This is a genomic window from Candidatus Methylomirabilota bacterium (assembly GCA_027293415.1).
Classification (GTDB): Bacteria; Methylomirabilota; Methylomirabilia; order Methylomirabilales; family CSP1-5; genus CSP1-5.
Window position 1 is genome coordinate 1 of sequence record JAPUFX010000018.1, and the last position, 24,938, is coordinate 24,938.

A 24,938-nucleotide genomic window follows, 5' to 3' on the forward strand; every position below is an offset into this window, starting at 1 on the left:
GGGGCCGAGTCGATCCGCGAGGTGATTGCCTTTCCCAAGACCCAGCGAGCCCAGTGCCTCATGACGGGTGCCCCGACGGTTGTGGACACGGTTCAACTCAAGGAGCTGCGCCTCAAACTTGATGGCAGCTAACTTTTCGGAATTCTTGCAAAAACCGAAAGTTTTTTCAGTTGACAGTGGGAGGATAGGGGGAGTAGCCTTTTATTGAGGGATCTACCGGGGACGGTCACGGCCGTCCCCGCATGCCTCTCAGGAGGGGAAGTATCCCGCAGCGAATGGAAGGAGAGCAAGCGACGGCTCAAAGGCAGCTCCCGCTACCTGCCGGGCCCCAGATGCAGGCCCTCTTCGGTCGGAACGATGAACATATCCGAATGGTGGAGGATTCTCTCCACATTCGGATAGTGGCCCGAAACGGGCTCTTGACCATCAGCGGGCCTGAGGAGCAGATCGGTATTGCCGAGAAGGTGATCGGCGAGCTCACCACCCTCCTGGAGGGGGGACGCACCGTCGGAACCCACGACGTAAAGCTGGCCCTCCGGCACCTTGCCCAGCATGAGGATGAGGCCTTCCGGAAGATCCAGGGCGAGGTAATTGAGGTCTCTCCCAAGAAGCGTCCGGTCCGACCCAAGAGCCTCGGCCAGCAGCGGTACATCGACGCCATCCGGAACTACGATATCGTTTTTGGCATTGGCCCCGCTGGGACCGGCAAGACCTACCTGGCGATGGCGATGGCTGTCTCGGCCCATCTGCGGCGACAGGTGAGCCGGATCATCCTCACCCGCCCAGCCGTGGAGGCGGGGGAGCGCCTCGGGTTTCTTCCCGGAACCCTGTACGAAAAGATCCACCCCTATCTCCGTCCCTTGTACGATGCGCTCTACGACATGCTCGAGACCGAGCGAGTGAACCGCCTAATCGAGATGGGCGTGATCGAGATCGCCCCGCTCGCATTCATGAGGGGGCGGACCTTGAATGATGCCTTCATTATCCTGGATGAGGCGCAGAATACCACGTCCGAGCAGATGAAGATGTTTCTCACCCGGATCGGGCTCAGCTCGAGAGCGGTGATCACAGGCGACATCACCCAGGTGGATCTTCCCCCCGGAAAGATCTCAGGGCTCATCGAGGTGCGGTCGGTCCTGAGGGATGTTGAGGGGATTAATTTCGTCTACCTTGGCCAGAAGGACGTCGTTCGTCACGAGTTGGTCCAGCAGATCATTCATGCCTATGAGCAGTTCCAGACCTCACCCTCGTCCTCGGAAGACCCCACTCGAACAGATGAGAACCCGGAAACAACTCAGGGACGCTGAGGAGGCGGCTGCGAGTTCACTCCCGTGAGCTTCCATCGATAATTTGGCTTCACCGGAATCCCTTTTGGGGAGATGATGAAGATTTCCAAGTGGCTTTCATCAGGGACAAAGAAAGCCAACAACGCCAAGGCGGGGGGTAAGCCGACAACCCTGCCGGCCTACCGCTATCGCCTCTCCCCGATGGGGTACGTCTTTCGGGCCTCTGAGGAGCGGCCACCTATTCGCTTCATCTTGGGGGTCGTGTTGGTGGTGGCCATCACGGCAGTGATCGTCTCCTATCGACCGCTCCCCCTCGGGCCCTTTTCGGTTTTGGCAATTCTGCTCTTTGTCCTTTTCGCGCTCGGCGCGCTCTACTTTTATGCTCGGGTCCTCGAGCCCCACCCGGTCATATCCTCGAAGAACCTGTGTCTTTTGGGGACGGTGGTCCTCCTGAGCATCCTGATCAATCGCTTTCTCCTGATCATCCTTCAATCCTTAAGCCAAAGTTTTCCCTTTATTCCGCTGCAATCTTTCTACTATACCATTCCCGTGGCCCTGGGGAGTGTGCTGCTCACCGTCCTCTTCAACACCCGGATAGCCTTTGGAGGGGCCGTCGCCCTGAGCCTCCTCACCAAGTTCCTCGTGACGGATGACGTCGCTTTCCTCCTGTTCGGGTTGGTTGGTGCGGTCGTCGGTGCCTTTAGTGTCCGGCCGACCCAGGATCGAACCACCTTCTTCAAGGCAGGGTTCTGGGTGGCCATCGCCAATTGCGTTACTGTCCTTACATTCATCCCGATCTATGGCCGGTCAGCAACGACGCTCCCGTTTGACCTGGGAGCCGGCCTCGTGAACGGGGTGTTAGTTGCCCTCTTCGCCTCGACGCTTCTCCCCGTGCTGGAGTATCTCTTTGAGACCGCCACCGATCTGAAGCTCCTCGAGCTCTCCAACTTGAACCGGCCCCTGCTCAAGCAGCTGATGAGGACTGCACCCGGGACGTACCACCATAGCTTAATGATGGGGGAGCTGGCGGAGGCGGCAGCCGAGGCCATCGGTGCCAATCCACTCTTGTGTCGGGTGGGGGCGTACTACCACGATATCGGCAAGGTGAAGAAGCCGGTCTACTTCATCGAGAACCACATGGACGCCCTGAAGAGGCACGAGAAGCTTTCCCCACACCTGAGCAGCCTTATCGTTGTCTCCCACGTCAAGGAAGGGATCGAGTTGGCGCTGGAACACCGGCTGCCCCCTGCCATCGTCGATCTCATCCCGCAGCACCACGGCACCCGCCTGGTGACCTATTTTTACGAGAAGGCTAAGGAGTCTCAGGATCCCGACCTGAGCGAGGTCAAGGAAGAGGATTATCGCTACCCCGGGCCCAAACCCCAGACCAGGGAGGCGGCGATCCTGATGTTAGCTGATGCAGTCGAGGCCGCGGCGAGGACGCTGAACGATCCCACACCGGCCCGGATCCAGGGCCTTGTCCAGCGGTTGGCGAATAGCATCTTTATCGAGGGGGAACTGTCCGAATGTGATCTCACCCTGAAGGATCTCCACCAGATTGCCAAGGCCTTTGTCCGCGTCCTCACCGCCAGCCACCACCACCGGGTCGACTATCCAGGGTACAAGTTTGAAGAGGTGAAAAAGAAGGAAGGAGAAAGGAAAGGGGATGGGGATACCGATCCGAAACCGGCAAAGGAGGAGGCGGGTCGACCTGTCGCAGCTAAAAAGGGTGGGGGAGAAGACATCAAGCGTCTTGGGCAGACCGAGCGATGAGGTCTCGGTGCTCCTCGTCGATGATCGGGCCATCCGGCGCCTCAATAAGGTGTACTTGAACCACGATCGTCCCACCGACGTCCTGGCCTTTCCGCAACAGCAGGGTCTCCCTTCGCCCCAGCCCCATCTCCTCGGCGATGTGGTCATCTCGGTCGAGACCGCTGCTCGCCAGGCCAAAGAACACGGCCATTCCCTTCCGCACGAACTAGCGTTGCTTTTGATCCACGGCATCCTGCACCTCGTGGGCTACGACGATTCGACCCCCGCAACCCGTCGCCGCATGTGGACCGAACAGGCCCGGCTTCTCGCAATTTCTTCGAAACCAGGCTCCTGAAAGGCGTGTTCAAAGATCTTCCTGGGTCGGTCTGCGACGCTTGACAGCACATGTCCGTCGGAGGATACTTGGGCCCTGCGCGTAAGATGCGGGAGCAGGGGTCCCGACTCAGTCCACAGAAAACGGGACGTCGTCTCGGGCGAAGGAAAGCCTGAGGGGCCGCCAGGTCTCTTCTGGAATGTGTAGCCATAAGAGGTTTAGGGAGACGCGATGAAGCATCGGATCTTGGTCGCCGACGATGAAGCAGCTTCGCGGAAGGGGTTGAAGGCGCTCCTTTCAAACTGGGGCTACGAGGTCGAGGAAGCCTCCGACGGGGAGGAAGCCTTGCAGCGGGCCGTCGCCTTCCTCCCAGCCGTCGTCGTCGCCGATCTGGTCATGCCCAAGCTCGACGGGCTAGGGTTCTTGAAGGCCATCCAAGAGGAGTTACCTTTCGCCACGGTCATCATCCTCACTGGCCATGGGACGATCGAAACAGCCGTCGACGCCATGAAGCACGGGGCCTACGACTATCTAACAAAGCCAGTGGACGTTCCACGGCTCAGGATCCTGATCCAGAGAGCCCTGGAGAAGGGGGAAGCGGTTCGGGAGGTGACTCTCCTTCGGCGGCGGCTGAAAAAGGTGTGGGGGTTTGGGAAGCTGGTGGGGAAAGGCAAGGCCATGCAGGAGGTGTATCGACTCATTGACCTCGCAGCCCCAACATCTGCCCCCGTCCTGATCTCGGGAGAAAGCGGGACTGGTAAGGAGCTGGTAGCGCACATCCTCCACGAGCTGTCGCCCCGGAGTCAAAAGGCATTCGTTGCCGTGAACTGCTCGGCCATCCCAGAGACCCTATTAGAAAGTGAGATTTTCGGTCATGAGAGGGGAGCGTTCACCGGCGCGATGGAGCGGAGAGTCGGCTGTTTTGAGTTGGCGAATGAAGGAACAATATTCCTGGATGAGATTGCCGAGATGAGCCCCGCAACCCAGGCGAAGTTCCTGCGAATCGTCGAGGATGGCACGGTGAGGCGCCTCGGGGGGAAGCAAGAGATCAAGATCGATGTGCGGGTATTGGCTGCGACCAACAAGGATCCCTTGAAAGCGATAAAGGATGGGGCCCTGAGAGGGGATCTCTACTACCGCCTAAACGTCTTTACTCTCTCCCTCCCCGCACTCAGGGAGAGAGGTGATGACATTCCCCTGCTCATCCAGGCGTTCGTCGAGGAGTTGAATGCCAAGTATGAGAAGCGGATCAAATCGGTCGACGAAACGGCGCTGCGGGACTTGATGCGGCATCCATGGCCGGGAAATGTCAGAGAACTCAGGAACACCATCGAGCGAGCGATCATCGCCTGCGAAACCGACCTCATTGCCTCAAGACACCTCCCCCCGAGCATTGCCAGCGAGACAAAAGATGACGGTCCCGATTCCATCACGGTCCCGCTCGGGATCTCCCTCGAGGAGGCGGAAAGGGACCTCATCCGGAGGACACTCGCTTCCGTCAACAACAACAAGACGAAAGCGGCCGAGATCTTGGGGATCAGCTTAAAGACCCTGCACAACAAGCTCCATCGATACGGTGCGTAGTATGCGCTTCGGCGTCAGAGGCAAGGAGGCCTTAGCCATCACCCTTCTCACCTTCCTGGTGGTGGCCACCACCACCTTTATCCACCTGTCGCAATTGACCAAGGTTGTCGTCCAGGAAGCCTTACGACAGACTGAGCTGATTGCGAAGCAGATATATGCTCAGAGCAGCCGTTCCCTCTCCCGTGTCCGAGGCGGAAGTCACTGGGATATCTTACGAAGCGATCGAGAGCTGAGAAGCCTCCTTGACGCCAGTGTAGGATACTCGCCTCACCTCCTGTACGCGCTCATCGCCGACCGAGAGGGCGAGGTGGTCCTCCATAGCGAGCGGGTAAAAGAGGGCTCATTTGCCCCCGAGAGACCGAGACTCCAAGCGCTCCTTTCCCTCAATCGCTTCCAGCTCTTCCAAGTCCTGTACGGGGGAGGGGAAATCTACGAGGACACACTGCCTCTGAGTCTCGACGGCAAACCCTTCGGGAAGATCCAACTGGGGATCGCCACCAGCCTGTTGAGGCGAGAGCTGAACACCTCTTTGAAAAATAGTCTCGGCCTGGCTGTGGTTGCCCTGGCCGTGGCTTGGCTCTTCGCGATGGGTTTGGGCAACCTGATCCTCAGGCCAATCCGGAAACTCACGCAGGAGATGGACCGGCTCAGGCGGGGTGACTTCGAGATTGGAGGCCACCTTGGCCGGGAGGACGAGTTTGGAGAGCTGGCCTCGCAGCTCCAGCTCCTTGGCCAGCAGCTACAGTCAGACCGTCTGAAAATGTTGAGTGAAAAGGAGCAACTGCAACAGGTCGTGGATCACCTGGAGGACGGGATTATCCTGTTCACGCAAGACCGCCGGGTTCTGTTTTTTAACAAAGTTGCCGAGGGTGTCGTGGGGAGGCCTCTTGAGCAGGTCATCGGATGGCCGTGGGAGGAGATGCTGGTCCCATCCCATCCTCTTTGCCCCCTGTTCGAGCAAGCCTTTGAACAAAAGTCCGGTTTTCATAATGCCCCCATGACACTCCCCAACGATGGAAGCCCCAAAGAGTTTCTGGTCTCTGTCTTTTTTGTGACGGATGCCCAAGAGACAATGGGGGTCATGGTTATCTTGAAAGACCTTGAATCGATCAAGACGCTCCAGTCCTTGGTCAGCTATTCCGCCAAACTGACTGCGCTTGGGAGGCTCACTTCAGGGGTGGCCCACGAGGTCAAGAACCCCCTCAACGCCATGACGATCCATCTCGAACTCCTCAAGGAGAAGCTGGACGGTTCTCCTGAGGAGGTTCAACAGAGTCTGGACGTCATCGGGAGCGAGATCCGGAGATTGGATCGGGTGGTCCAACGGTTTTTGAGGTTTATCCGCCCTGAGGAACTGAGCGTGAAACTGCTCGACCTGAACGCTGTCTTGACAGATGTTGCGTCCCTCTTAGAGGCCGAATGGAAAGAGGGGGGGATCGCGTTCACCTTTCAGTTCGATTCTACCCTCCCTCTTATTCCTGCCGATGAGGAGCTTCTCCGCCAGGCCTTCCTGAACATCCTGCTGAACGCCTGTCAGGCCATGCCGGACGGAGGAAAGGTCAAGGTGTCGACGGAACGGGAGGATGGGTTTGTCAATGTGAGTATCACCGACACAGGGGTCGGGATCGCGCCTGAAGATCTTGACAAGATATTTCGGCTCTATTACACGACGAAACCGAGTGGCAGTGGAATCGGTCTCTCCATGGTTTACCGGATCGTCCAGATGCATGATGGTGTCATTGATGTCTTCTCTGGGGCGGACCAGGGGACAACCCTGACCGTTCGACTTCCAGCGCGCTAGTGCCGGCCTTGTTCCGCCAGAGGGAGATGCTTTGGGGCGAGGCCGAACCATCCGGGTACAGGCTCGTGAAGAGACCACTGTGGTATTTCATTCTCCTTATAGTCATCGCGGTGGGCTGTGCCAAACCCAAGATCGTCGTGGCCCCACCCCCTCCTCCGGCTGAGCCGACACCGCCCCCCCCTTCGGCTCCGCCGACACCGCCCCCCCCTGAAAAAGAGCCTCCCTCCCCTCCTCCTATTCTCTCACCCCAGGTGGGAACCGAAGGTGAGAGTAGCCAGAGATGGGACGCCGAGGCCCAAATCGAAGGAGCAGAGAAAATTGTCAAGCAGGTAGATCAGAAGACGTTGGCCGAAGAGCAGCAGGAGATCTTTTCGACGATTCAAAGCTTCCTATCCAAGGCAAGAGAGGCGCTTTCATTCGGGGATTTCCTCAGAGCTTTCAATCTCGCAGAGAAAGCTCAGATACTGGCAGAGGCGCTCTTAAGCACCCCGAGATGAATATATTGATCCCTCCTTTATCGTCAGTCCGCTCAGTCACTATCCCTTCCATGTAATCCTTACATCAGCCCCGTGTAAATCTTACCTGTTCACGGAAGCCCTGCCCACCTGAAACATTCACTGAGAGTCTCGGCCAAAAGCGCGAAAATCAGGAAGATGGCCCCGAGCCAAAGGAAATCTGCCCTCGGGTTGGCATGGAGTGTGCCTTGTCCATGAGCAACTCGCTCCTTATCTGCTTGTGACACTATCGTGGAAGGGATGAACATCAAGTCAGTATGGGAGGCACGAAGCCGTTGAATGGTGAAAGTACAGCAGCCGTGGAGAAGAAGATTCTCGTCGTGGATGATGATCGCCACTGCCGGGATGGATTGAGGGATTCGCTCCTGGGCGCCGGGTATAGCGTCGAGACAGCCGCGGATAGTCGGGAAGCCATCGAGAAGGTAAAGGCGCGTATTTTCGAGGTGGCAATCATCGACCTCGACCTGCCGCCGGTTCTGGGCATCGCTACGAGTGGTTGGGAACTCGTCCGCATCTTTCGGGATTTCAATCCCGCAATTACCGTGATTGTGGTCGGCGCTGAAGAAGACAAACAGGTCAAGGCACGAGCAGCACAGTTGAAAGTGTCGGAATTTCTGGAGAAGCCGATTAGTCCGGCGCGGTTGAAGACAATTGTGAGGACTCTGTAATTCCAACCTCGCAGGGTTTGCACAAAGACGATCAAATTCTCGGGAGGTCGAGGTGAAGATTCATTGGGATAGATCGGCCGTGGACCAGAATGGCAACCATAATGCAACCCGCCATCACCCCCGGTTTCCCCTCCGCATGCCAGTCCTCTGCGGGGATCCGGCGGTCCCAGACCACCGGGCTTTTGGCAGCACCAGGAATGTGAGCCGGGGCGGGCTGCTGCTCGAGGTCCCGGAGCCGCTAGTTCCAGGTACCCGGACGGACCTCTTCTTGGTTGTCGGGGGTCGGAACGCCCGAGCGGAAGCGATGGTGGTCTGGACGGCCGAGGGTACCCCCTGCCGCATGGGCATGCGGTTCACCAGGTGGGCCGGGCCGGGCCGCCTCATCTGGGAACGGCTCCTGACCTTCCAGGCAGGCCCAACCCCCCGGGCCTCCACCCGCTTTCCCATCACTGTTGATATTACGTGCCGGGTCCCCCCGGAGTCCCGCGTGTCGGGTCGGGCCAAAAATCTCAGCGACGAGGGGCTGATGATCGCCCTTGACCAGGCCCTCCCCATCCATACGCGTGTGATCGTGGTGGTCCCCCCGTGGATCACCCTTTCGCCTGTAGAGGCCGAAATGGAGGTAATGTGGGCCCGGGCTGCCCTTGAGGAACAGGACGTGCTCCACGGACTTCGATTCCTTTGGGATGATGTCGACAAGGAACTCTTCCTCATTAGCGCCCTTCTCCGGCAGGTGCTCGACTCGGACGAAGCGTTTGCAGAGGGGATAAAGAGAGGATAAACAAAAAATGGAAGGCCTCATGAAAGCGGTAATTGTGATATTGTCCTTTGCCTTGATCGTGGGATATGCCTTTCAAGGATGGGAGGGCGAACAATTAAAGTCTGACCTCATTGGCAGAATGTTAGGAGAAAGAGAGACGGGGTGGATATTTCAATCCCGTTCGCAGATCAAAGAATTACTTATAAATGATAAGAGGGAAGACGAACAACATCGGATTTATTCCATTACTTTGACCTTGCAGGATCCGAAAGTGCCCGGAGTGTATAAGGCGGAGGCAGACGTTACCTATAACAGAGTAGGGTCAGGATGGGAAATTGAGCATGTCGGCCTCAGGTCTCTCAAGAAGATAGAGTGAGGTCTTCGAATATCGATCCAGCCTCCGCAAAATCGTAACCACTGAAGACGCCTTCTGCGCCCTCACCGACTCCTTCAACAGTTCGACAAGCCGATTCAGCCTCCCAAAGTATAATCCATTAAGAGACCCACCGACATGACGAGGCTCAAGATCCAGTTTCTCTTTGACTTCTGACGGACCTCTCGATTCGGACGAAGTGCGATGATCCACACCCGTAGGGGCTGGGGTCTGCCCAGATGGGAAGGATTAGTTTAGGGGTGGTTCTTGATGAAGGGCCGGTGTTACCATTCACCGCGGCCGGAATTGATTTCGGAAGAGTAAGACATTGTGAGAAGGCCCAGAGCCTGGTATCTTTCCCGCACACGGAGGGAAAGGATGACCGGAGCTCCACCCAGCCATAAAGCAGGTTTTATTGCCGTGATTGGTCGGCCTAACGTGGGGAAGTCCACACTGATCAACTATTACGTGGGACAGAAGGTTGCCGTGGTCTCCTCGAAGCCCCAAACGACTAGGAACCGGATTGCCGGGGTGAGGACGACCGGGGCGTACCAGATGATCTTCTTGGATACGCCTGGCATCCACCATGCTAAGTCCCTCTTCAATCGCGAGATGGTCCGGATCGCCCTCAAGACCTTGGAGGACGTGGATGTCATCCTTTGGATCATTGACGCTGCCGATCCCTTGGCCGATGAGGACCGGCTTATTCACGGACATCTGAGGGATGTCAAGACCCCGGTGGTTGTTGCCCTAAACAAAGTGGACCTGGTTAAGCCGAAGCAAAACCTCCTCCCCGTACTAGAGAAGTGCCAGAAGCTGATGTCCTCAGCCGACGTGATCCCCATCTCGGCGACGGACGCAGTCAATCTCGACCGGCTGGAGCACGTCCTCCTCACGTATCTTCCAGACAGCCCTCCTTTCTTCCCTCCCGAACAGGCGACAGATCAGCCCATGTATCTTTTAGTGGCTGAGATCATCCGGGAGAAGGTATTCCATCTGGCGCACCAGGAAGTCCCTTACGCCGTCGCGGTTCAGGTGGACGAGATGAAAGAGCGGGACGAGGAGGGGATCGTCGACATCCAGGCCACCATTTATGTGGAAAAGGACTCCCAGAAAGGGATCATCATCGGGGCGGGGGGCCAGATGCTCAAGAAGATCGGCCAGCAGGCACGCCGAGACATCGAGGGGCTCCTCGGCAGCCGCGTCTATCTCGGCCTGTGGGTCAAGGTCCGTAAGGATTGGCGGAAAGATAAGGAGGCCTTGCGCCGGTTCGGCTTTCTGCAAAGGCATGGGTAAGGCTTGTCGGAAGCCCTCGTGCGGTGCCGGTGATGTGGCTGAACCCCGCAGAAGGCTGAATAAGACAAAGACCGGAGAGGAGTTGTCGAAAACATGAGATATCAAGCTGTGAGCTTCTGCTTTCCCCTTATAATTCCTTATGATAGGATTGGGACAATGCTGAAGGGCCGGTGGGTACAGCCTCCCACGCTTGACCCACGGGCGATGGAGGGGGAATGGAGGATAATTGCGCCGTCATCCTAGCCGCCGGCGAGGGGACCCGGATGCGGTCCCGGAAAGCCAAGGTCCTCCATCCACTTCTCGGCCGGCCGTTAGTGCACTACCCGGTTGATCTTTGCCTGCGGCTGGGCGTCAAACGAGTGCTCGTGGTGGTGTCCCACCAGGCGGAAGAGGTGAAACAGGCCCTGGCCGGCCAACCGGCCGAGTTTGTGCACCAGGGCGAGCCGAAGGGGACCGGCCACGCGGTGCGCCAGGTCGAGGAAGGCCTCCGAGGGTTTGACGGGACAGTCTTGGTCCTGGCTGCCGATACCCCCCTGCTCAGGGTGGAGACCGTCCGACAGCTCATCGAGGCGTACCACGCGGGTGGTGCGGTCGCGACCCTGCTGACCGCCCGCGTGGAGAACCCAGCCGGCTACGGCCGGATCCTGCGGGATGAGCAAGGGCGCCTGCGCCGCATCGTGGAGGAGGTGGAGGCGACGGAAGCGGAGAAGCAGGTCTCCGAAATTAATGCAGGGGTTTACTGCTTCGCCGCCGCTGAGCTCTTCGAGGCCCTCCGGGGGGTACAGGTCTCCCCGGTGAAAGGGGAGGTCTTTCTGCCGGAGGTGGTGCAGGTCTTGGTACAGCAGGGCCAGCCGGTCCAGGCGGTCCTGGTGGCCGATCCGACGGAAGTGCAGGGGATCAACACGCGGGCCGAGCTGGCCCAAGCCGCGACGGTGCTCCGGCACCGCGTACATGAGCGCCTGATGTGCGAGGGGGTGACCCTGATCGACCCCCAGGCCACCTACATTGATGACACCGTCCAAATTGGCCCGGACACGGTGATTTATCCAGGGGTGATCCTGGAGGGGGCGACAACGATCGGGGAAGGGTGCGTCATTTATAGCAATTGCCGGATTCAAAACTCCCAGCTGGGCGAGCAGGTCACGGTGCTGGACGGCTCGGTCATCGTGGGGAGCGAGATTGCCGAAGGGTGTGTGATTGGTCCGTTTGCGCATCTGAGACCGCAGACCCGGCTGAAGCGGAAAGTCAAGGTGGGGAATTTCTGTGAGGTGAAAAAGGCAGTGATTGGCGAAGGGTCCAAGGTCCCGCACCTGGCCTATATCGGCGACACCCAGATGGGGGAGAAGGTCAATATTGGGGCGGGGACGATCACTTGTAATTACGACGGCTTTGCCAAGCACGAAACGGTGATCGAGGACGACGTGTTTGTGGGGAGCAACACGAACCTGGTGGCGCCAGTGACGGTGGGGAAGGGGGCAATCATTGCGGCCGGCTCGACCATCAACGAAGCGGTCCCTCCGGATGCCGTGGCGTTTGGCCGGGCCCCGCAGGTCAACAAAGAAGGTCGGGCGGCAGCGACCCGAAAAAAGCGGGAGGCCATGGCTCCCCCCAAAGATGACGATGACTAGTGCCGTTCCAACTTGATAAGTGGTTCGACAGGGCTTCGACGGTGAGCTCAGCCGAACCGCTCACCACCCCGAGGAGGATCGAGGGGCCGAATTTGATCGGCCTGCCTTGTTGCAAAGGTCGTGAACGAGTGCAGCGAGAAAGGTGGCACAATTAGTTGGAACGGTACTAGAGGCTGAGAGGCGGACTGCATGTGTGGGATCATCGGATACGTGGGACCGAAGAAGGTCGTTCCGGTCCTCTTGGATGGGTTGAAACGGCTCGAATACCGGGGCTACGATTCCGCAGGTGTCGCCTTCCTCCAGCAGGGTGAGCTCCAAATTTACCGGAGTGTCGGGAAGATTAAGGAACTGGAAAATATCCTGTGGGGAAAGACGCTCGGCGGTGACATCGGGATTGGCCATACCCGCTGGGCCACCCACGGTCGCCCCTCCGAGGAAAATGCCCATCCCCATGTTGATTGCACTGGCGATATTGTGCTGGTGCACAACGGCATCATTGAGAACTACGTGCCGCTGAAGGAGAAACTGGTTGCCGAAGGGCACCGGTTTACCTCCGACACTGACACAGAGGTCATCGTTCATCTCATTGAAAAATACCTCGAGGGCGACCTGGAAGAGGCGATGAGGCGGGCTCTCAGCGAGGTTTCCGGGGCATATGCGGTTGCGGCGATGTGGAAGGGGGATCCTGACCGGATTGTGGGAGCCAAATGTTCCAGCCCGTTGGTAGTGGGGCTGGGGGAGGGGGAATTCCTCGTCGCCTCGGATATTCCGGCGCTGTTGGCCCACACGCAGAATGTTCTGTTCCTGGAGGATCACGAGATTGCCGTGATCAGCCGGGAAGGGGTGATGGTCACCACATTAGAGGGGGATCCCGTACGCCGAGCAGTCGAGCGGATCGCATGGAGTCCGATCCTGGTGGAGAAGGGTGGCCACAAGCATTTTATGCTCAAAGAGATCTATGAACAGCCGCGTGCCATCCGAGATACGATGTTGGGGCGGTACTCGCTAGAAGCTGGTGAAATCTTTCTGGACGGAATGGAGGCAGTGGAGGAGGTCCTTCCCCACGTCCAACGAGTGGTGCTGGTGGCCTGTGGCACCTCCTGGCACGCCGCCTTGGTGGCCAAGTTTCTCCTGGAGGAGATCGGCCGGATCCCGGTGGAGGTGGATTATAGCTCCGAGTTCCGCTACAGGGATCTCATCCTCGGTCCCGATACCCTGGTGCTCGCCATCAGTCAGTCCGGGGAGACCCTGGACACCCTCGTAGCCCTCCGGGAGGCCAAGGGACGCGATTGCCGCGTGGTTTCCATTGTCAATGTGGTAGGCAGCTCCATCGCTCGGGAGAGTGATGGGGTCTTTTACACCCATGCCGGCCCTGAGATCGGCGTGGCCTCGACCAAAGCCTTCACTGCGCAACTCACGGCCCTGTATCTCTTTGCGCTGTATCTCGGGCGCTCTAGGGGATGCCTGGACGCCTCCCGAACTCAGGAATTGCTGGCCGCGCTCTTACACCTTCCCCAGTTAGCTGAAGAAACCATGCATTCCGGTGAGGCGGTGGAGCGGCTGAGCCGCCTCTACTATCAGCATGCCGACTTCCTCTTCCTGGGCCGCGGGATCAATTACCCCATTGCCCTGGAGGGAGCTTTAAAGCTCAAGGAGATCTCATATATCCATGCCGAGGGATATCCGGCTGGGGAGATGAAACACGGTCCTATCGCCTTGATTGATGCCAAGATGCCCGTGGTCTTTCTGGCCCCACAAGATCGAACCTACGCCAAGATCCTGGCAAACATCCAAGAGGTCAAAGCCAGGGGGGGAATCGTGATCGCCGTGGGGACTGAGGGCGATACCGAGCTAGCCTCTCGGGTCGATCATTGTGTGAGCATTCCGGCGACCAGTCCGCTGCTGACCCCCATCCTTTTGGTGATTCCCCTGCAGCTTCTCGCCTACCACATCGCCGTTCGCAAGGGCTGCGATGTCGACCAACCACGGAATCTGGCCAAAAGTGTCACCGTAGAGTAAGGAGCGTGGGGTGTGCGGTGGCGCGCAGTGGGCTGGGACTCTCCACAGGCAGGGAGGCCGATATAGGGCATGGCTGAGGAGAAGGAGGGGCAAACAGGAACGCCTGGTACTCTCCGGCGCACGCTTCTCGATCTCGCCTACCATCCCCGCATCCCGGAAGGGGCCTATCTCACCATCGTCTCTATCCTCGTGGGGCTCGCGACCGGTGTTGGGTCCGTGGCCTTCATTAAACTCCTCCAATATACCACCTACTTTTTCTTCGAGACTGGCCGCGGGGCACTCACCCTCTTGGGGGAGTATTACGTCATCCTCCTCCCGGCGATCGGAGGCCTGGTCGTCGGGCCCTTGATCTATCACTTCGCCCAAGAGGCTAAAGGCCATGGGGTCCCTGAGGTCATGACAGCGATCACGGTCATGGGGGGACGGATTCGGAAGCGGGTGGCCTTCATCAAGATCCTGGCCTCCGCCATCACCATCGGCTCGGGCGGCTCTGCGGGTCGAGAGGGACCCATGATCCAGATTGGGGCCGGGATCGGCTCCACCGTGGGACAATTCCTCAAGATGTCCGATGAGCGGATCAAGACGCTCGTGGCGTGCGGGGCTGCCGCGGGGATCGCCGCCACCTTCAACGCCCCTATCGCGGGTGCGATGTTCGCCCTCGAGATCTTCATGGGGCAGGTCACTCTCGACTTCAGTCTGGTTGTCCTTTCCTCCGTGGCCTCGGTCATCGTGTCCCGCGCCGCGCTGGGCGATTTTCCTTCCTTCACCGTTCCAGCATACCAGCTGCTGAGCGCCAAGGAGATGCCCCTTTTTCTGTTGCTCGGAGTCCTCGCCGGCCTGGCGGCGGTGGCCTTCGTGCGCATGCTCTACTGGTTTGAGGACCGCTTCGACAGCTGGCATTTTCCCGCCTACTTGATGCCCGCCGTGGGCGGTCTCCTCGTGGGAGTGATGGGGGTGTTCCTTCCTCAGATTTTCGGGACCGGTTTCCCGGCGATTGAGGATGCCCTGAACGGGAGAACGTCCCTCGCCCTCCTGGCGATCCTCATCTTCGCCAAGATGCTGGCCACCCCGCTGACCCTCGGCTCGGGAGGATCTGGGGGGGTCTTTGCTCCGGCCCTGTTTGTGGGGGCCATGCTGGGCGGGGCCTACGGCCACATGGTCCATGGCCTCTTTCCTAGCTTCACTGCGGGTGCGGGGGCCTATGCCCTTGTCGGGATGGGGGCGGTCTTCGGTGGGGCGGCCCAGGCGCCCATCACCGCCATCATCATCATCTTTGAGATGACTGGCGACTACCGTATCATCCTGCCGATCATGACCAGCACGGTGATCAGTGTCCTCATCTATAACGTGCTGAACAAGGAGACCATCTACACCCAGAAGCTCGTGAAGCGGGGTCTCAGATTCCGGGCCGGGCGGGACGTGGACATCATGGCTGCGACCCCGGTTCGCGATGCCATGACTCATCGACTCCTCTGGATCCCTGAGGAGATGACCGTCGAGGGGTTCCTCGAGAGGTCCGCCGAGGAGCAGCATGAGTGGTTCCCCGTGTTGAACCAGTCGGGGGAACTCACGGGGGTCGTGACCGCCCAGGACGTGCAGAAGGCCCTGGGCCTGGGCAATGGAGATTTGCAAGCCAAGATGGGGGACTTGTCCACCAAGGATCTGGTCACGGTCACTCCGTACAACAGCCTCCATGATGTCCTTGTCCGGTTCCACGTGCGGGACCTGGGGCACTTGCCGGTGGTGGATCCGGATAACCCGAGGAAGTTGCTGGGAATTATCTCGCGTGCCCACATCGTCCGAGCTTACAATCGCGCCTTGATTGACAAACATTTGCTCTAGCCTACCACGAGCGTGCCCGTAGACCCTGCAGCCATCCTGGCCGATTTGAATCCGCCGCAGCGGGAGGCGGTCCTCCACACCGAGGGCCCCCTCCTTATCCTCGCCGGGGCCGGATCAGGGAAGACGCGTGTCATTACCCACCGCATTGCCTACCTCATAGGCGAGCTCAACATTCGGCCCTGGAATGTCCTCGCCGTGACGTTCACCAACAAGGCGGCCGAGGAGATGCGGGAGCGGGTGGCCAATCTTCTGGGGGCAGAGGGGCTGAACGTCTGGGTGGGAACATTTCACGCCACCTGCGTCAAGATCCTGAGGAAAAGCGCCCAGCACCTGGGCCTCCGTTCCTCTTTTGTCATCTACGATGAGGGCGATCAGCTGGCTCTCCTGAGGACGTGCCTCCGGGAGTTAGACCTGAGCGAGCGGGTGATACATCCGAGGGTGGTCCAGTCCAGGATCAGTCGCGCCAAGAATGATCTCCTTACCCCGGCCGAGTATGCGGCTCAGGCTGCCGATTACATGGAAGAACGTGTTGCTCGGATCTATTACCGATACCAAGCTGCGCTTCAACGAAACGGGGCGCTCGACTTTGACGACCTCCTGAGTGAGACCGTACGGCTCTTCCTCGAGCGGCCGATGATCCTAACCTCCTACCAAGACCTCTGGATCTATATCATGGTGGATGAGTATCAGGACACCAATCACGCCCAGTACCGGTTAATCCGGCTACTCGCCGAACGACACCAAAACCTGGCAGTGGTAGGGGATGACGATCAGTCGATCTATCGGTGGCGGGGAGCGGATCTCGGAAACATCTTGGATTTTGAGCGGGACTATCCGCTCTGCAAGGTGATCCGGCTCGAGCAAAACTATCGCTCGACCAAGTCTATCTTAGAGGCAGCTTCCTCCGTCATCGCCTGGAACCGTGGTCGCAAGGAAAAAAGGTTGTGGACCGATAATGACGCGGGGGAGCCGATTGGCTTCTGTCACGCGAGGGATGAGGAGCATGAAGCGGCCTTCATCGTAGAGACCATTCGGCATCTCGCGGTGCAGGAGGGATACAGCTTTGACGACTTCGCCGTCTTCTATCGGGTAAACGCCCAGTCCCGAGTTCTGGAGGATGCCTTGAAGCGGGCCGTCGTGCCTTACGTCATTGTGGGGGGTCTGAGGTTCTACGAGCGCAAGGAGATTCGAGACCTCTTGGCCTATCTAAGACTGATAGCTAACCCTGCCGACTCGGTCGGTTTTCTCCGAGCGGTGAACGTTCCGCCGAGAGGGGTTGGCCGGACAACCTTAGACCGGCTCACTCAATTTGCCATGGCCAGTGGGCTCTCCCTGTGGGAGGCATGTGCTGAGATCGAAAAACACGGACTGTTGCCCACACGACAGCTCAAGGCCCTGCAAGATTTTCGGTCTCTCATCGAGCGGTTCGTAATGCGGCTCCCTGAGACCTCGGTTCCCGACTTGGTCTCGACCCTCCTGCACGAGACTGGCTACGTGGCGGAACTGGAAAAGGAGGGAACCCCAGACGCCTTGAGCCGGATCGAGAACCTACGGGAGCTCATCTCGGCTGCTCAAGATTTCACGCAACGGAGTGAAGACACCTCGCTGCACGCGTTCCTGGATATGGTCAGTCTTCTCACCGATGTGGATGAGGGGTTGAAGGATACCGGGGGCAAGGTGACCCTGATGACCCTGCACATGGCCAAGGGGTTAGAGTTTCCAGTGGTCTTCATCGCGGGAATGGAGGAGGGGCTCTTCCCCCACGGTCGGGCCTACACCGATCCCGAAGAGCTCGAGGAGGAGCGGCGGCTCTGCTACGTGGGGATGACCCGAGCCAAGAGGCGCCTGTTCCTCACCACGGCCGTACAGCGGCGGCTTTACGGCGCAGAGAGCTTCAATCTCCCCTCCCGGTTTTTGGAAGAGATTAAACCGCACCTCCTTCACAGGATCGAGGCCTTGACACTGTCCTCTGCGTCTACACTCGAAGGCTCTCATCAGCCATCCCCGCGTTATGAGGTAGAGGAGGACCAGATCCCCTTTGTGGACTTCTACCAGCCCGGGGTCTGGGTGCGGCATCCGGAATGGGGCGTGGGCAGGATCCGGGAGCGGATTGGGCATGGAGAAGAGATGAAGGTGGTGGTTACTTTTTCTGGGATTGGAACCAAAAAACTCAAGGTGAAATACGCCCAGCTCTCGCGGGCCTGAATGGTCGGGTTCCGGGGGACATCCTTGACTAACAGCTCGAAGGGACCTTCCTCGGCCGCGCCATATTCTCCTGGGGCTTGAGTCGCAGGGGCAATCTTATGCACGCCGAGGGGCCCCGCCGCTCACGGCAATGTCGCTGGGGACCTTCAGGTGCGGCCTAAATAAACAAAAATCCGCGAGGAGAGTCGCGTATCTTCGGAAGGGCGAGGGGAGCTGGGCCTGGACGCGGCGGAACCTGGTTTGCGGGCGGCCAGGGGGGGGACGTCCCACCGGAGCGAAGTGGAGGTGGGGGATGGCCGTCCTGACGCAGGGGCGAACCGCCTGGCGCGGAAGTACCGGCTTTCGCGAGACCGACCCCGTGGAATTGTTCCGCCGGGGAAGACCCACTCCCTGAGCCCTTCCTGGCTCGGCTACCATGAGAGGGCCGGAGCGAGGGGCGTGGAGGCGCTGCTCCCATCGGAAAATCTTTGTGAGCTTATCGTGAAATGCTATCATGACCCTACTTCGAGGGGGGAGATAAGACGATGAAAATCTCGTACGAAGAGGTGGAGCATGTGGGGAGGCTGGCCCGCCTGGCCCTTTCCGAGGAGGAGAGGGAGAGAATGCGGGCTCAGCTGGATGCGATCCTGACGTACATCGACAAGCTGAACGAGCTGGATACCAGTCAGGTCGAGCCGACTTCCCACGTTATCCCCATGACCAATGTGTTTCGCGAAGATAAGGTCCGCCCATCTCTTTCTCAGGATCAGGCCTTGGCAAATGCCCCCGATCGGCAGGAGGCCCTCTTCCGCGTTCCTCGAATTCTCGAAGAATAGGTTTAGGGTTGATGGTTGAGGGTTCAGAGGCGAAACCGGGAAAGTCCAATGCCCAAGGTCCAACGTCTGCCAGAGCAAGTTTCTCAATACAATGAACCGTGAATCCTGAACTATGAACGATTCTTAGGATGGAACTGTACGAACTGGGCATTCATGGATTGCAGGAACTGCTCCAGCACCGAAAGGTGACGGCCGGCGAGGTGCTGAGGGCGTTTCTGAAGCGGATCGCACAGCTGGAGGGGAAGGTCCACGCGTTCATGGCCGTGACCGGTCGGGAGGCGTTGGGGATGGCAACGCGTCTGGATCGACGGATTGCGCGAGGGGACGACGTCGGTCCGTTAGCCGGTATTCCACTTGCCATCAAGGATGTCATTTGCACGCAGGGGATCCCGACCACCTGCTCCTCCAAGATCCTCGAGGGATTCGTTCCCCCCTATGACGCGACGGTGATGAAACGCCTATACCAGGCTGGCATGGTCCTTCTCGGCAAGACCAATATGGACGAATTTGCCATGGGATCTTCCACCGAGAATTCGGGGTACAAGGTCACCCGAAATCCCTGGGACTTGGGCCGCGTCCCAGGGGGGTCCAGCGGGGGATCGGCGGCGGCGGCGGCGGCGGACTTGTGCGCCGGGGCGATCGGCTCGGACACCGGGGGTTCGATCCGGCAGCCGGCTGCCCTCTGCGGCATCGTCGGACTGAAACCGACCTATGGTCGGGTCTCCCGATATGGGCTTGTCGCCTTCGCGTCATCGCTCGATCAGATCGGGCCCATGACCAAAGATGTTCGGGATGCGGCGATCCTCTTGAACGTCATCACCGGTCACGATCCCTGCGACTCCACCTCGGTGGACCTGCCCGTCCCGGACTACACGGCTGCGCTCGGTCGGGAGATCACAAACCTGAGGATTGGCATCCCGGATGAGTACTTCGTCGAAGGGATGGACCCTGAAGTCGAGACAGCTATCCGGCAGGCCATCACTGTTTTGGAATCCCTGGGCGCAAGGGCAGAGCGCATCACTCTCCCCCACACCGAGTATGCCGTGGCGACCTACTATCTGGTGGCTACGGCGGAGGCGAGTTCGAACCTGGCCCGGTATGACGGGGTGAAGTATGGAATCCGTGCTTCGGAGAGCAAAGACCTCCTCGCCATGTACACGCGGACCCGGCGGGAAGGATTCGGTGCCGAGGTGAAGCGACGGATCATGCTGGGGACCTATGCCCTGAGCGCCGGATACTACGACGCCTACTATGTGAAGGCGCTGAAGGTGCGGACCTTGATTCGGAAAGACTTCGAGGAGGCCTTCAAGCGGTGCGAGGTGATCCTGACCCCGACTGCACCCACAGCTGCCTTTCGTCTCGGCGAGAAGACAGACGATCCCTTGACCATGTATCTTTCAGACATCTTCACCATCTCCGCCAACCTGGCAGGGATCCCGGGGATCTCGCTCCCCTGCGGCTTTACTCAAGCCGGTCTCCCCATAGGTCTGCAGCTCCTCGGGAAGCCCTTTGATGAGGAGACTCTCTTACAGGTGGCCTTTGCCTATGAACAGGCCACGGATTGGCACAAACGCAAACGACCCCTCTAACGGGGTTAACCGATGACCACTGTCCGACAACTAAGGGCTCGGATGGACCTTCCTCAGCCGCGCCATATTCTCCGAGGATTTGATGCGCAGGGGCAACGTTACGCACGCTTAGGCGTTGTAATTCGCCAGTGCGGGCCACCCCCGCCTGCGCTAGGCTCCGGCGGCGGGACCCCGGCCGACGCAAGCCAGATGTCGCCTGCCTCGGAAGGAACCCCCTCCTCGCCCTTTCCGACTTCGGTCATCGGTCATCGGTCGTCGGTCATCGAGCGAAGCTAATGTTGTACTTTGCGTATGGCTCTAATATGGAGCGGGTCTGGTTCAAAAGGCGCTGTCCAGGGGGCAAGTTTGTCTCGGCAGTCACGCTCCGTGACTACGACATTACCTTCACCCAAAGCTCCACCATGTGGGGTGGCGGGGCCGCTGATCTGAAGCCCACGCCGGGACGAGTTGTGGAGGGAGTCCTCTGGGAGGTCGGTGAGCCGGATCTGAAAGCCCTGGACCAGTACGAGGGGGTCCCCAGTGACTATATCCGGAAGAAGTTGACGGTAGAGCTGAAAGATGGGAAACCATGCGAGGCTTTCGCCTATATCGTGGTCCGACCAAGTGGCTATCGGTCGCCATCGAAACGCTATATGCGGCTCCTGGTCCAGGGAGCGGAAGAGCATGGTCTGTCTGACGCGTATATCATGCGGCTGGAGGCGATCAAGACATCTGGCTGAGTACCGATGACCGACGACCGACCACCGACGACCGACGACAAGGCAGGGGAAAGCTTTTTGGTTCCCCACGGTCATCGGTCATCGGACACCGGTCGTTGAACGGTGAACCATGAACAGTGAACTAAAATACGAGGCGGTGATCGGACTTGAGGTCCATGTTCAACTCCTCACCGAGTCAAAGATCTTTTGCGGCTGTAGCACCCGCTTCGGAGAGACTCCCAACTCTCAGACCTGCCCCGTTTGTCTGGGCATGCCGGGGGTCTTGCCGGTCCTCAATAAGAAGGCGGTAGAGTATGCCATCCGGACCGCCCTGGCGGTCCATGGCACGGTCGCCCCCCGCTCCCGTTTTGCCCGGAAGAACTATTTTTACCCCGACCTCCCCAAGGACTATCAGATTTCACAGTACGAATTGCCCCTGGCCACGGGGGGCCACGTAGAGACCAGTGATGACGGAACAGTCAAGCGGGTCAGGATTCGGCGGATCCATCTCGAAGAAGATGCGGGGAAACTCCTGCATGCCGGGACCATGGATCAGGCGGAGTACAGCCTGGTGGATTTCAATCGGTGCGGCGTGCCGTTGATCGAAATGGTAACGGAGCCGGACCTCCGCACGCCTGAGGAGGCGGGGGAGTTTCTGAAACAGTTTCGCGCCATTCTCCAATATCTGGGGGTGTCCCAGGGAAACATGGAGGAGGGAAATCTTCGCTGCGACGCCAATGTCTCGATCCGTCCGGAGGGGACCTCGGGCTATGGGGTGAAGACCGAGGTCAAGAACATGAACTCCTTTAGAAATGTCCAGCGAGCGTTAGAGTATGAAATTCAGCGGCAGATCGGGCTCCTGACATCCAGTCAGCCGGTTGTCCAGGAAACTCGCCTCTGGGATCCCGACCAGGGGATCACTCTCCCCATGCGAGGGAAAGAGGAGGCCCACGACTACCGCTACTTCCCGGAGCCTGATTTGGTCCGCATCGAAGTTTCCCCCGCCTGGATTGAGGAGATCGCGGCGAATCTCCCGGAACTTCCCGCAGAACGGCGCCGACGGTTCATGCAGGCGTACGGGCTCCCGGAGTATGATGCAGCGGTACTCACCGCCAATAAGGCGCTCGCAAACTACTTCGAAGAGTCCACGCAACTCCACCGGGACCCCAAGCTGGTGAGCAACTGGATCATGTCGGAGCTATTGGGATATCTCAATCGGGAAGGGAAAGAAATCACTGAAAGCCCCGTCAGCCCCACCCAGTTGGCTGCCCTCCTGAAGCTGATCCAGGGGGAGATCATCAGCGGAAAGATCGCCAAGACGGTCTTCGAGGAGATGTATCAGACGGGGAGAAGCCCTGAGGTGATCATCCAAGAGAAGGGACTGGTCCAGATCACCGACCGCGAGGAACTCAGCCGGATCGTGGACCAGGTCCTGGCCGAGAATCCGGGTCCTGTATCTGACTTCAGGGCGGGAAAGGAGAAAGCCCTCACTGCTTTAGTCGGGGCGGTGATGCGCTTGACCAAAGGGAAGGCCAATCCGAAACTGATCAACGATCTGCTCCGAGAGAAGCTGTCCGGTCGGTAGGCGCTCATCCCGCGAGCAACGCGCAAAAGGCGTGTGCCTAGTGGTCTTTACAAGGAATCAAAGATGCGAATCGCCTTGGTGACCCCGTACTGCTACCCTTCCACTCGTGGCAATGCGGTCACGGTGGAACGGATTGCGTCGGGACTCCGGGAGCGCGGATATCAGGTGGGGATCTACTCGCTCGAAGCCTTTCAGGATCGGCGGGAAGTCCCTTCGGCCATCCGGGATTTTGGCCCCGACCTCGTCCACGGCTTTCACGCCTTTGTGACCGGGGACCTGGTAGTAGCGGAGGCGGCGGAGGCACGTGTACCAGCCCTGGTCACCATCACCGGCACAGACGTCAACCACGATCTGTTTGATTCCGAGCGACGCGAAAAGGTGGTCGAGGTGCTGAAAGGGGCTCAGGGTGTTGTGGCTTTTCATGAGAGCATCCAGGGAAAGCTCCTCAGGGAAGTTCCTGAGCTTCATGGAAGGGTTAGAGTGATCAGGCAGACGGTCGCATGCGACGGCAAAGAGGAGGATCATCATGCTCAGTGGGGACTGGATTCCCGGCACATCGTCTTCTTCTTCCCAGCAGGGATCCGAAGAGTGAAGAATCTTCCCTTTTGTGTTCCCCCCCTCTCGCGTCTCCAGGTCAGTTACCCGAATCTTCGCGCCCTGTATGCGGGCCCCATCGTGGAGGAGGAGGAGGGAAGGCGCCTCCTCGAGCTCCTCGCGGGCAACCAATGGGCCCGCTATCTGGGGGAGGTCCCGCATGAGGTGATCTGCAGCATGCTCCGAGTAGTCGACGTGGTGGTCAACTCCTCCCTTTCGGAAGGAGGGATGTCCAATGCCGTCCTCGAGGCCATGAGTCGGGGGGTGGCGGTCCTCGCCTCGGATATCGAGGGAAACCGATCCGTGATCGTGGACGAGGTGGACGGCCTCCTCTTCACCTCCGAAGATGACTTTGAGCGGAAAGCTGAACGCCTGATCGTCGATCCTGATCTTCGCCGGCGTCTGGGTAGGCACGCGAAGGCAAAGATCGAGCGGGAATTCTCCCCGGAGCGGGAGATCGATGCCTACGAGCAGCTTTACCGCGACCTGCGCAGGGCCGTGATGGGGCCTGGCGAATAGCCAGCTCCGGGGTGGGGCCCCAGGAGCAGGAAGCGATCCGAGATAATCGCATGGATATTCGTGCCTTAGAGGTCTTTTGCAAGATCGTAGAGTTGAAAAGCTTCTCGAAGGCCGCCGAGGCGGTCTATCTGACTCAACCGACGGTGAGCGGCCACATCAAGGGGCTCGAGGAATTTGTGGGGCTCAAGCTCTTGGACCGGCTCGGTCGGGAGGTAGTGCTGACAAAGGCGGGAGAGGTACTGTATGGGTATGCTAAGCAGGTGCTTGCCCTGAGGAACCAGGCGCTCCAGGCTCTGGAGGAGTACAAGGGCTCCTTGAAGGGACATTTGATCATCGGGGGGAGCAACATTCCTGGTGAGTACGTCCTCCCCGCACTCTTGGCCCGGTTCAAGGCCCAGTACCCGGAGATCTTCCTCACCTTGAGGATCGGTGACTCGAGGGATATTGCCCGAGGCGTGTTGGAGGGGACGTATGAACTGGGGGCCGTGGGGGCCAAGTTTGACGACGGTCAGTTGGTCTACACGAAGCTGCTGGAAGATGAACTGGTGGTTGCTCTGCCTGCAGATCACGGGTGGGCTGCGCGGCCTGCGGTTGCCCTGGCGGAGCTGTTCGGGCAGCCCGTTATCTTGCGGGAACTCGGGTCGGGGTCCAGAAAGGTATTGGAGGAGGCGCTTCGTTCCGCAGGCCTGGACACCAGGGCTCTCACCGTGGTCGCAGAGCTGGGGAGCACCGAGGCAATCCGCCAAGCGGTCAAGAGTGGTGCAGGGATTTCGGTGATCTCAATTCGGGCTATCCAGGAAGACCTGGACCGGGGGACGCTGCGCACGGTAGCCCTTGAGGGCCCGCGGCTCACCCGGGACTTTTATCTTATCTACCATAAGGTCCGCTCTAGATCTCCCCTCTGTAAGACCTTTGCTACCTTCGTGCTCAATTCGCTAGGCTCCATCCGAGGCAAAGAGTCCTAAAGGCCCTCCTCTCGTCCTGTATGGCTTTCTTCCACAGGCCTACCCCAACTTTGTCTCCTACACTCTTTACCGGTGGGAGGTGAACATCCGGGCGGCAGCGATACTGGGTT

The 24,938-nt window shown here is 59.1% G+C and carries 20 protein-coding genes; all 20 read left to right on the forward strand.

The window, feature by feature from the left end; all coding sequences use genetic code 11:
- Positions 1–275 precede the first annotated feature (275 nt).
- Positions 276–1,307: a PhoH family protein gene (locus O6929_01350; GenBank protein ID MCZ6479041.1), complete on the forward strand. Its 1,032-nt coding sequence runs from the start codon at positions 276–278 to the stop codon at positions 1,305–1,307.
- A 75-nt stretch (positions 1,308–1,382) separates the two neighbouring features.
- Entirely contained in the window at positions 1,383–3,059 is a 1,677-nt protein-coding gene (locus tag O6929_01355; protein ID MCZ6479042.1) for an HDIG domain-containing protein, read from the forward strand.
- Entirely contained in the window at positions 3,040–3,393 is a 354-nt protein-coding gene (ybeY, locus tag O6929_01360; GenBank protein MCZ6479043.1) for an rRNA maturation RNase YbeY, read from the forward strand. The genes O6929_01355 and ybeY overlap by 20 nt, the downstream gene beginning before the upstream one ends.
- A gap of 210 nt (positions 3,394–3,603) precedes the next feature.
- Positions 3,604–4,956, forward strand: coding sequence for a sigma-54 dependent transcriptional regulator (locus O6929_01365; protein ID MCZ6479044.1), 1,353 nt, complete (start codon positions 3,604–3,606; stop codon positions 4,954–4,956).
- A 1-nt stretch (position 4,957) separates the two neighbouring features.
- Positions 4,958–6,757 (forward strand): ATP-binding protein, encoded by a 1,800-nt coding sequence (locus tag O6929_01370; protein ID MCZ6479045.1) that lies wholly within the window; start codon positions 4,958–4,960, stop codon positions 6,755–6,757.
- Positions 6,758–6,822: 65 nt separating this feature from the next.
- Positions 6,823–7,254: a hypothetical protein gene (locus O6929_01375; GenBank protein ID MCZ6479046.1), complete on the forward strand. Its 432-nt coding sequence runs from the start codon at positions 6,823–6,825 to the stop codon at positions 7,252–7,254.
- Between the two features lie 317 nt (positions 7,255–7,571).
- Positions 7,572–7,940, forward strand: coding sequence for a response regulator (locus O6929_01380; GenBank protein MCZ6479047.1), 369 nt, complete (start codon positions 7,572–7,574; stop codon positions 7,938–7,940).
- Positions 7,941–7,992: 52 nt separating this feature from the next.
- Complete coding sequence (locus tag O6929_01385) at positions 7,993–8,721, forward strand: PilZ domain-containing protein (protein MCZ6479048.1); 729 nt, start codon at positions 7,993–7,995, stop codon at positions 8,719–8,721.
- A 19-nt stretch (positions 8,722–8,740) separates the two neighbouring features.
- The gene (locus O6929_01390; protein MCZ6479049.1) at positions 8,741–9,076 is read left to right on the forward strand and encodes a hypothetical protein; all 336 of its coding nucleotides are present in this window, start codon (positions 8,741–8,743) and stop codon (positions 9,074–9,076) included.
- Positions 9,077–9,451: 375 nt separating this feature from the next.
- A complete protein-coding gene (gene era / locus O6929_01395; GenBank protein ID MCZ6479050.1) occupies positions 9,452–10,369 on the forward strand; it encodes a GTPase Era in 918 nt (305 codons plus the stop codon).
- A 215-nt stretch (positions 10,370–10,584) separates the two neighbouring features.
- Positions 10,585–11,997, forward strand: a complete 1,413-nt coding sequence (gene glmU / locus O6929_01400; GenBank protein MCZ6479051.1) for a bifunctional UDP-N-acetylglucosamine diphosphorylase/glucosamine-1-phosphate N-acetyltransferase GlmU — start codon at positions 10,585–10,587, stop codon at positions 11,995–11,997.
- 189 nt (positions 11,998–12,186) lie between these two features.
- The gene (gene glmS / locus O6929_01405; GenBank protein ID MCZ6479052.1) at positions 12,187–14,016 is read left to right on the forward strand and encodes a glutamine--fructose-6-phosphate transaminase (isomerizing); all 1,830 of its coding nucleotides are present in this window, start codon (positions 12,187–12,189) and stop codon (positions 14,014–14,016) included.
- Positions 14,017–14,085: 69 nt separating this feature from the next.
- On the forward strand, positions 14,086–15,858 hold the full coding sequence (locus tag O6929_01410; GenBank protein ID MCZ6479053.1) for a chloride channel protein: 1,773 nt from the start codon (positions 14,086–14,088) through the stop codon (positions 15,856–15,858).
- A 12-nt stretch (positions 15,859–15,870) separates the two neighbouring features.
- On the forward strand, positions 15,871–18,063 hold the full coding sequence (locus O6929_01415; protein MCZ6479054.1) for a UvrD-helicase domain-containing protein: 2,193 nt from the start codon (positions 15,871–15,873) through the stop codon (positions 18,061–18,063).
- A 524-nt stretch (positions 18,064–18,587) separates the two neighbouring features.
- Positions 18,588–18,878, forward strand: coding sequence for an Asp-tRNA(Asn)/Glu-tRNA(Gln) amidotransferase subunit GatC (gatC, locus tag O6929_01420; GenBank protein MCZ6479055.1), 291 nt, complete (start codon positions 18,588–18,590; stop codon positions 18,876–18,878).
- Between the two features lie 128 nt (positions 18,879–19,006).
- Entirely contained in the window at positions 19,007–20,467 is a 1,461-nt protein-coding gene (gene gatA, locus O6929_01425; protein MCZ6479056.1) for an Asp-tRNA(Asn)/Glu-tRNA(Gln) amidotransferase subunit GatA, read from the forward strand.
- 128 nt (positions 20,468–20,595) lie between these two features.
- A complete protein-coding gene (locus O6929_01430; GenBank protein MCZ6479057.1) occupies positions 20,596–21,186 on the forward strand; it encodes a gamma-glutamylcyclotransferase in 591 nt (196 codons plus the stop codon).
- 109 nt (positions 21,187–21,295) lie between these two features.
- Positions 21,296–22,750: an Asp-tRNA(Asn)/Glu-tRNA(Gln) amidotransferase subunit GatB gene (gatB, locus tag O6929_01435; GenBank protein ID MCZ6479058.1), complete on the forward strand. Its 1,455-nt coding sequence runs from the start codon at positions 21,296–21,298 to the stop codon at positions 22,748–22,750.
- Positions 22,751–22,813: 63 nt separating this feature from the next.
- Positions 22,814–23,863: a glycosyltransferase gene (locus tag O6929_01440; protein ID MCZ6479059.1), complete on the forward strand. Its 1,050-nt coding sequence runs from the start codon at positions 22,814–22,816 to the stop codon at positions 23,861–23,863.
- Between the two features lie 11 nt (positions 23,864–23,874).
- Positions 23,875–24,828: a selenium metabolism-associated LysR family transcriptional regulator gene (locus O6929_01445; GenBank protein MCZ6479060.1), complete on the forward strand. Its 954-nt coding sequence runs from the start codon at positions 23,875–23,877 to the stop codon at positions 24,826–24,828.
- The last annotated feature ends 110 nt before the right edge of the window (positions 24,829–24,938 follow it).

Bases quoted from the DNA above. Each gene is read 5' to 3' on its own strand.
- O6929_01350 (MCZ6479041.1), top strand. From the start codon at position 276: ATGGAAGGAGAGCAAGCGACGGCTCAAAGGCAGCTCCCGCTACCTGCC.
- O6929_01355 (MCZ6479042.1), top strand. From the start codon at position 1,383: ATGAAGATTTCCAAGTGGCTTTCATCAGGGACAAAGAAAGCCAACAAC.
- O6929_01365 (MCZ6479044.1), top strand. From the start codon at position 3,604: ATGAAGCATCGGATCTTGGTCGCCGACGATGAAGCAGCTTCGCGGAAG.
- O6929_01370 (MCZ6479045.1), top strand. From the start codon at position 4,958: ATGCGCTTCGGCGTCAGAGGCAAGGAGGCCTTAGCCATCACCCTTCTC.
- O6929_01390 (MCZ6479049.1), top strand. From the start codon at position 8,741: ATGAAAGCGGTAATTGTGATATTGTCCTTTGCCTTGATCGTGGGATAT.
- era (MCZ6479050.1), top strand. From the start codon at position 9,452: ATGACCGGAGCTCCACCCAGCCATAAAGCAGGTTTTATTGCCGTGATT.
- glmU (MCZ6479051.1), top strand. From the start codon at position 10,585: ATGGAGGATAATTGCGCCGTCATCCTAGCCGCCGGCGAGGGGACCCGG.
- glmS (MCZ6479052.1), top strand. From the start codon at position 12,187: ATGTGTGGGATCATCGGATACGTGGGACCGAAGAAGGTCGTTCCGGTC.
- O6929_01410 (MCZ6479053.1), top strand. From the start codon at position 14,086: ATGGCTGAGGAGAAGGAGGGGCAAACAGGAACGCCTGGTACTCTCCGG.
- gatC (MCZ6479055.1), top strand. From the start codon at position 18,588: ATGAAAATCTCGTACGAAGAGGTGGAGCATGTGGGGAGGCTGGCCCGC.
- gatA (MCZ6479056.1), top strand. From the start codon at position 19,007: ATGGAACTGTACGAACTGGGCATTCATGGATTGCAGGAACTGCTCCAG.
- gatB (MCZ6479058.1), top strand. From the start codon at position 21,296: ATGAACAGTGAACTAAAATACGAGGCGGTGATCGGACTTGAGGTCCAT.
- O6929_01440 (MCZ6479059.1), top strand. From the start codon at position 22,814: ATGCGAATCGCCTTGGTGACCCCGTACTGCTACCCTTCCACTCGTGGC.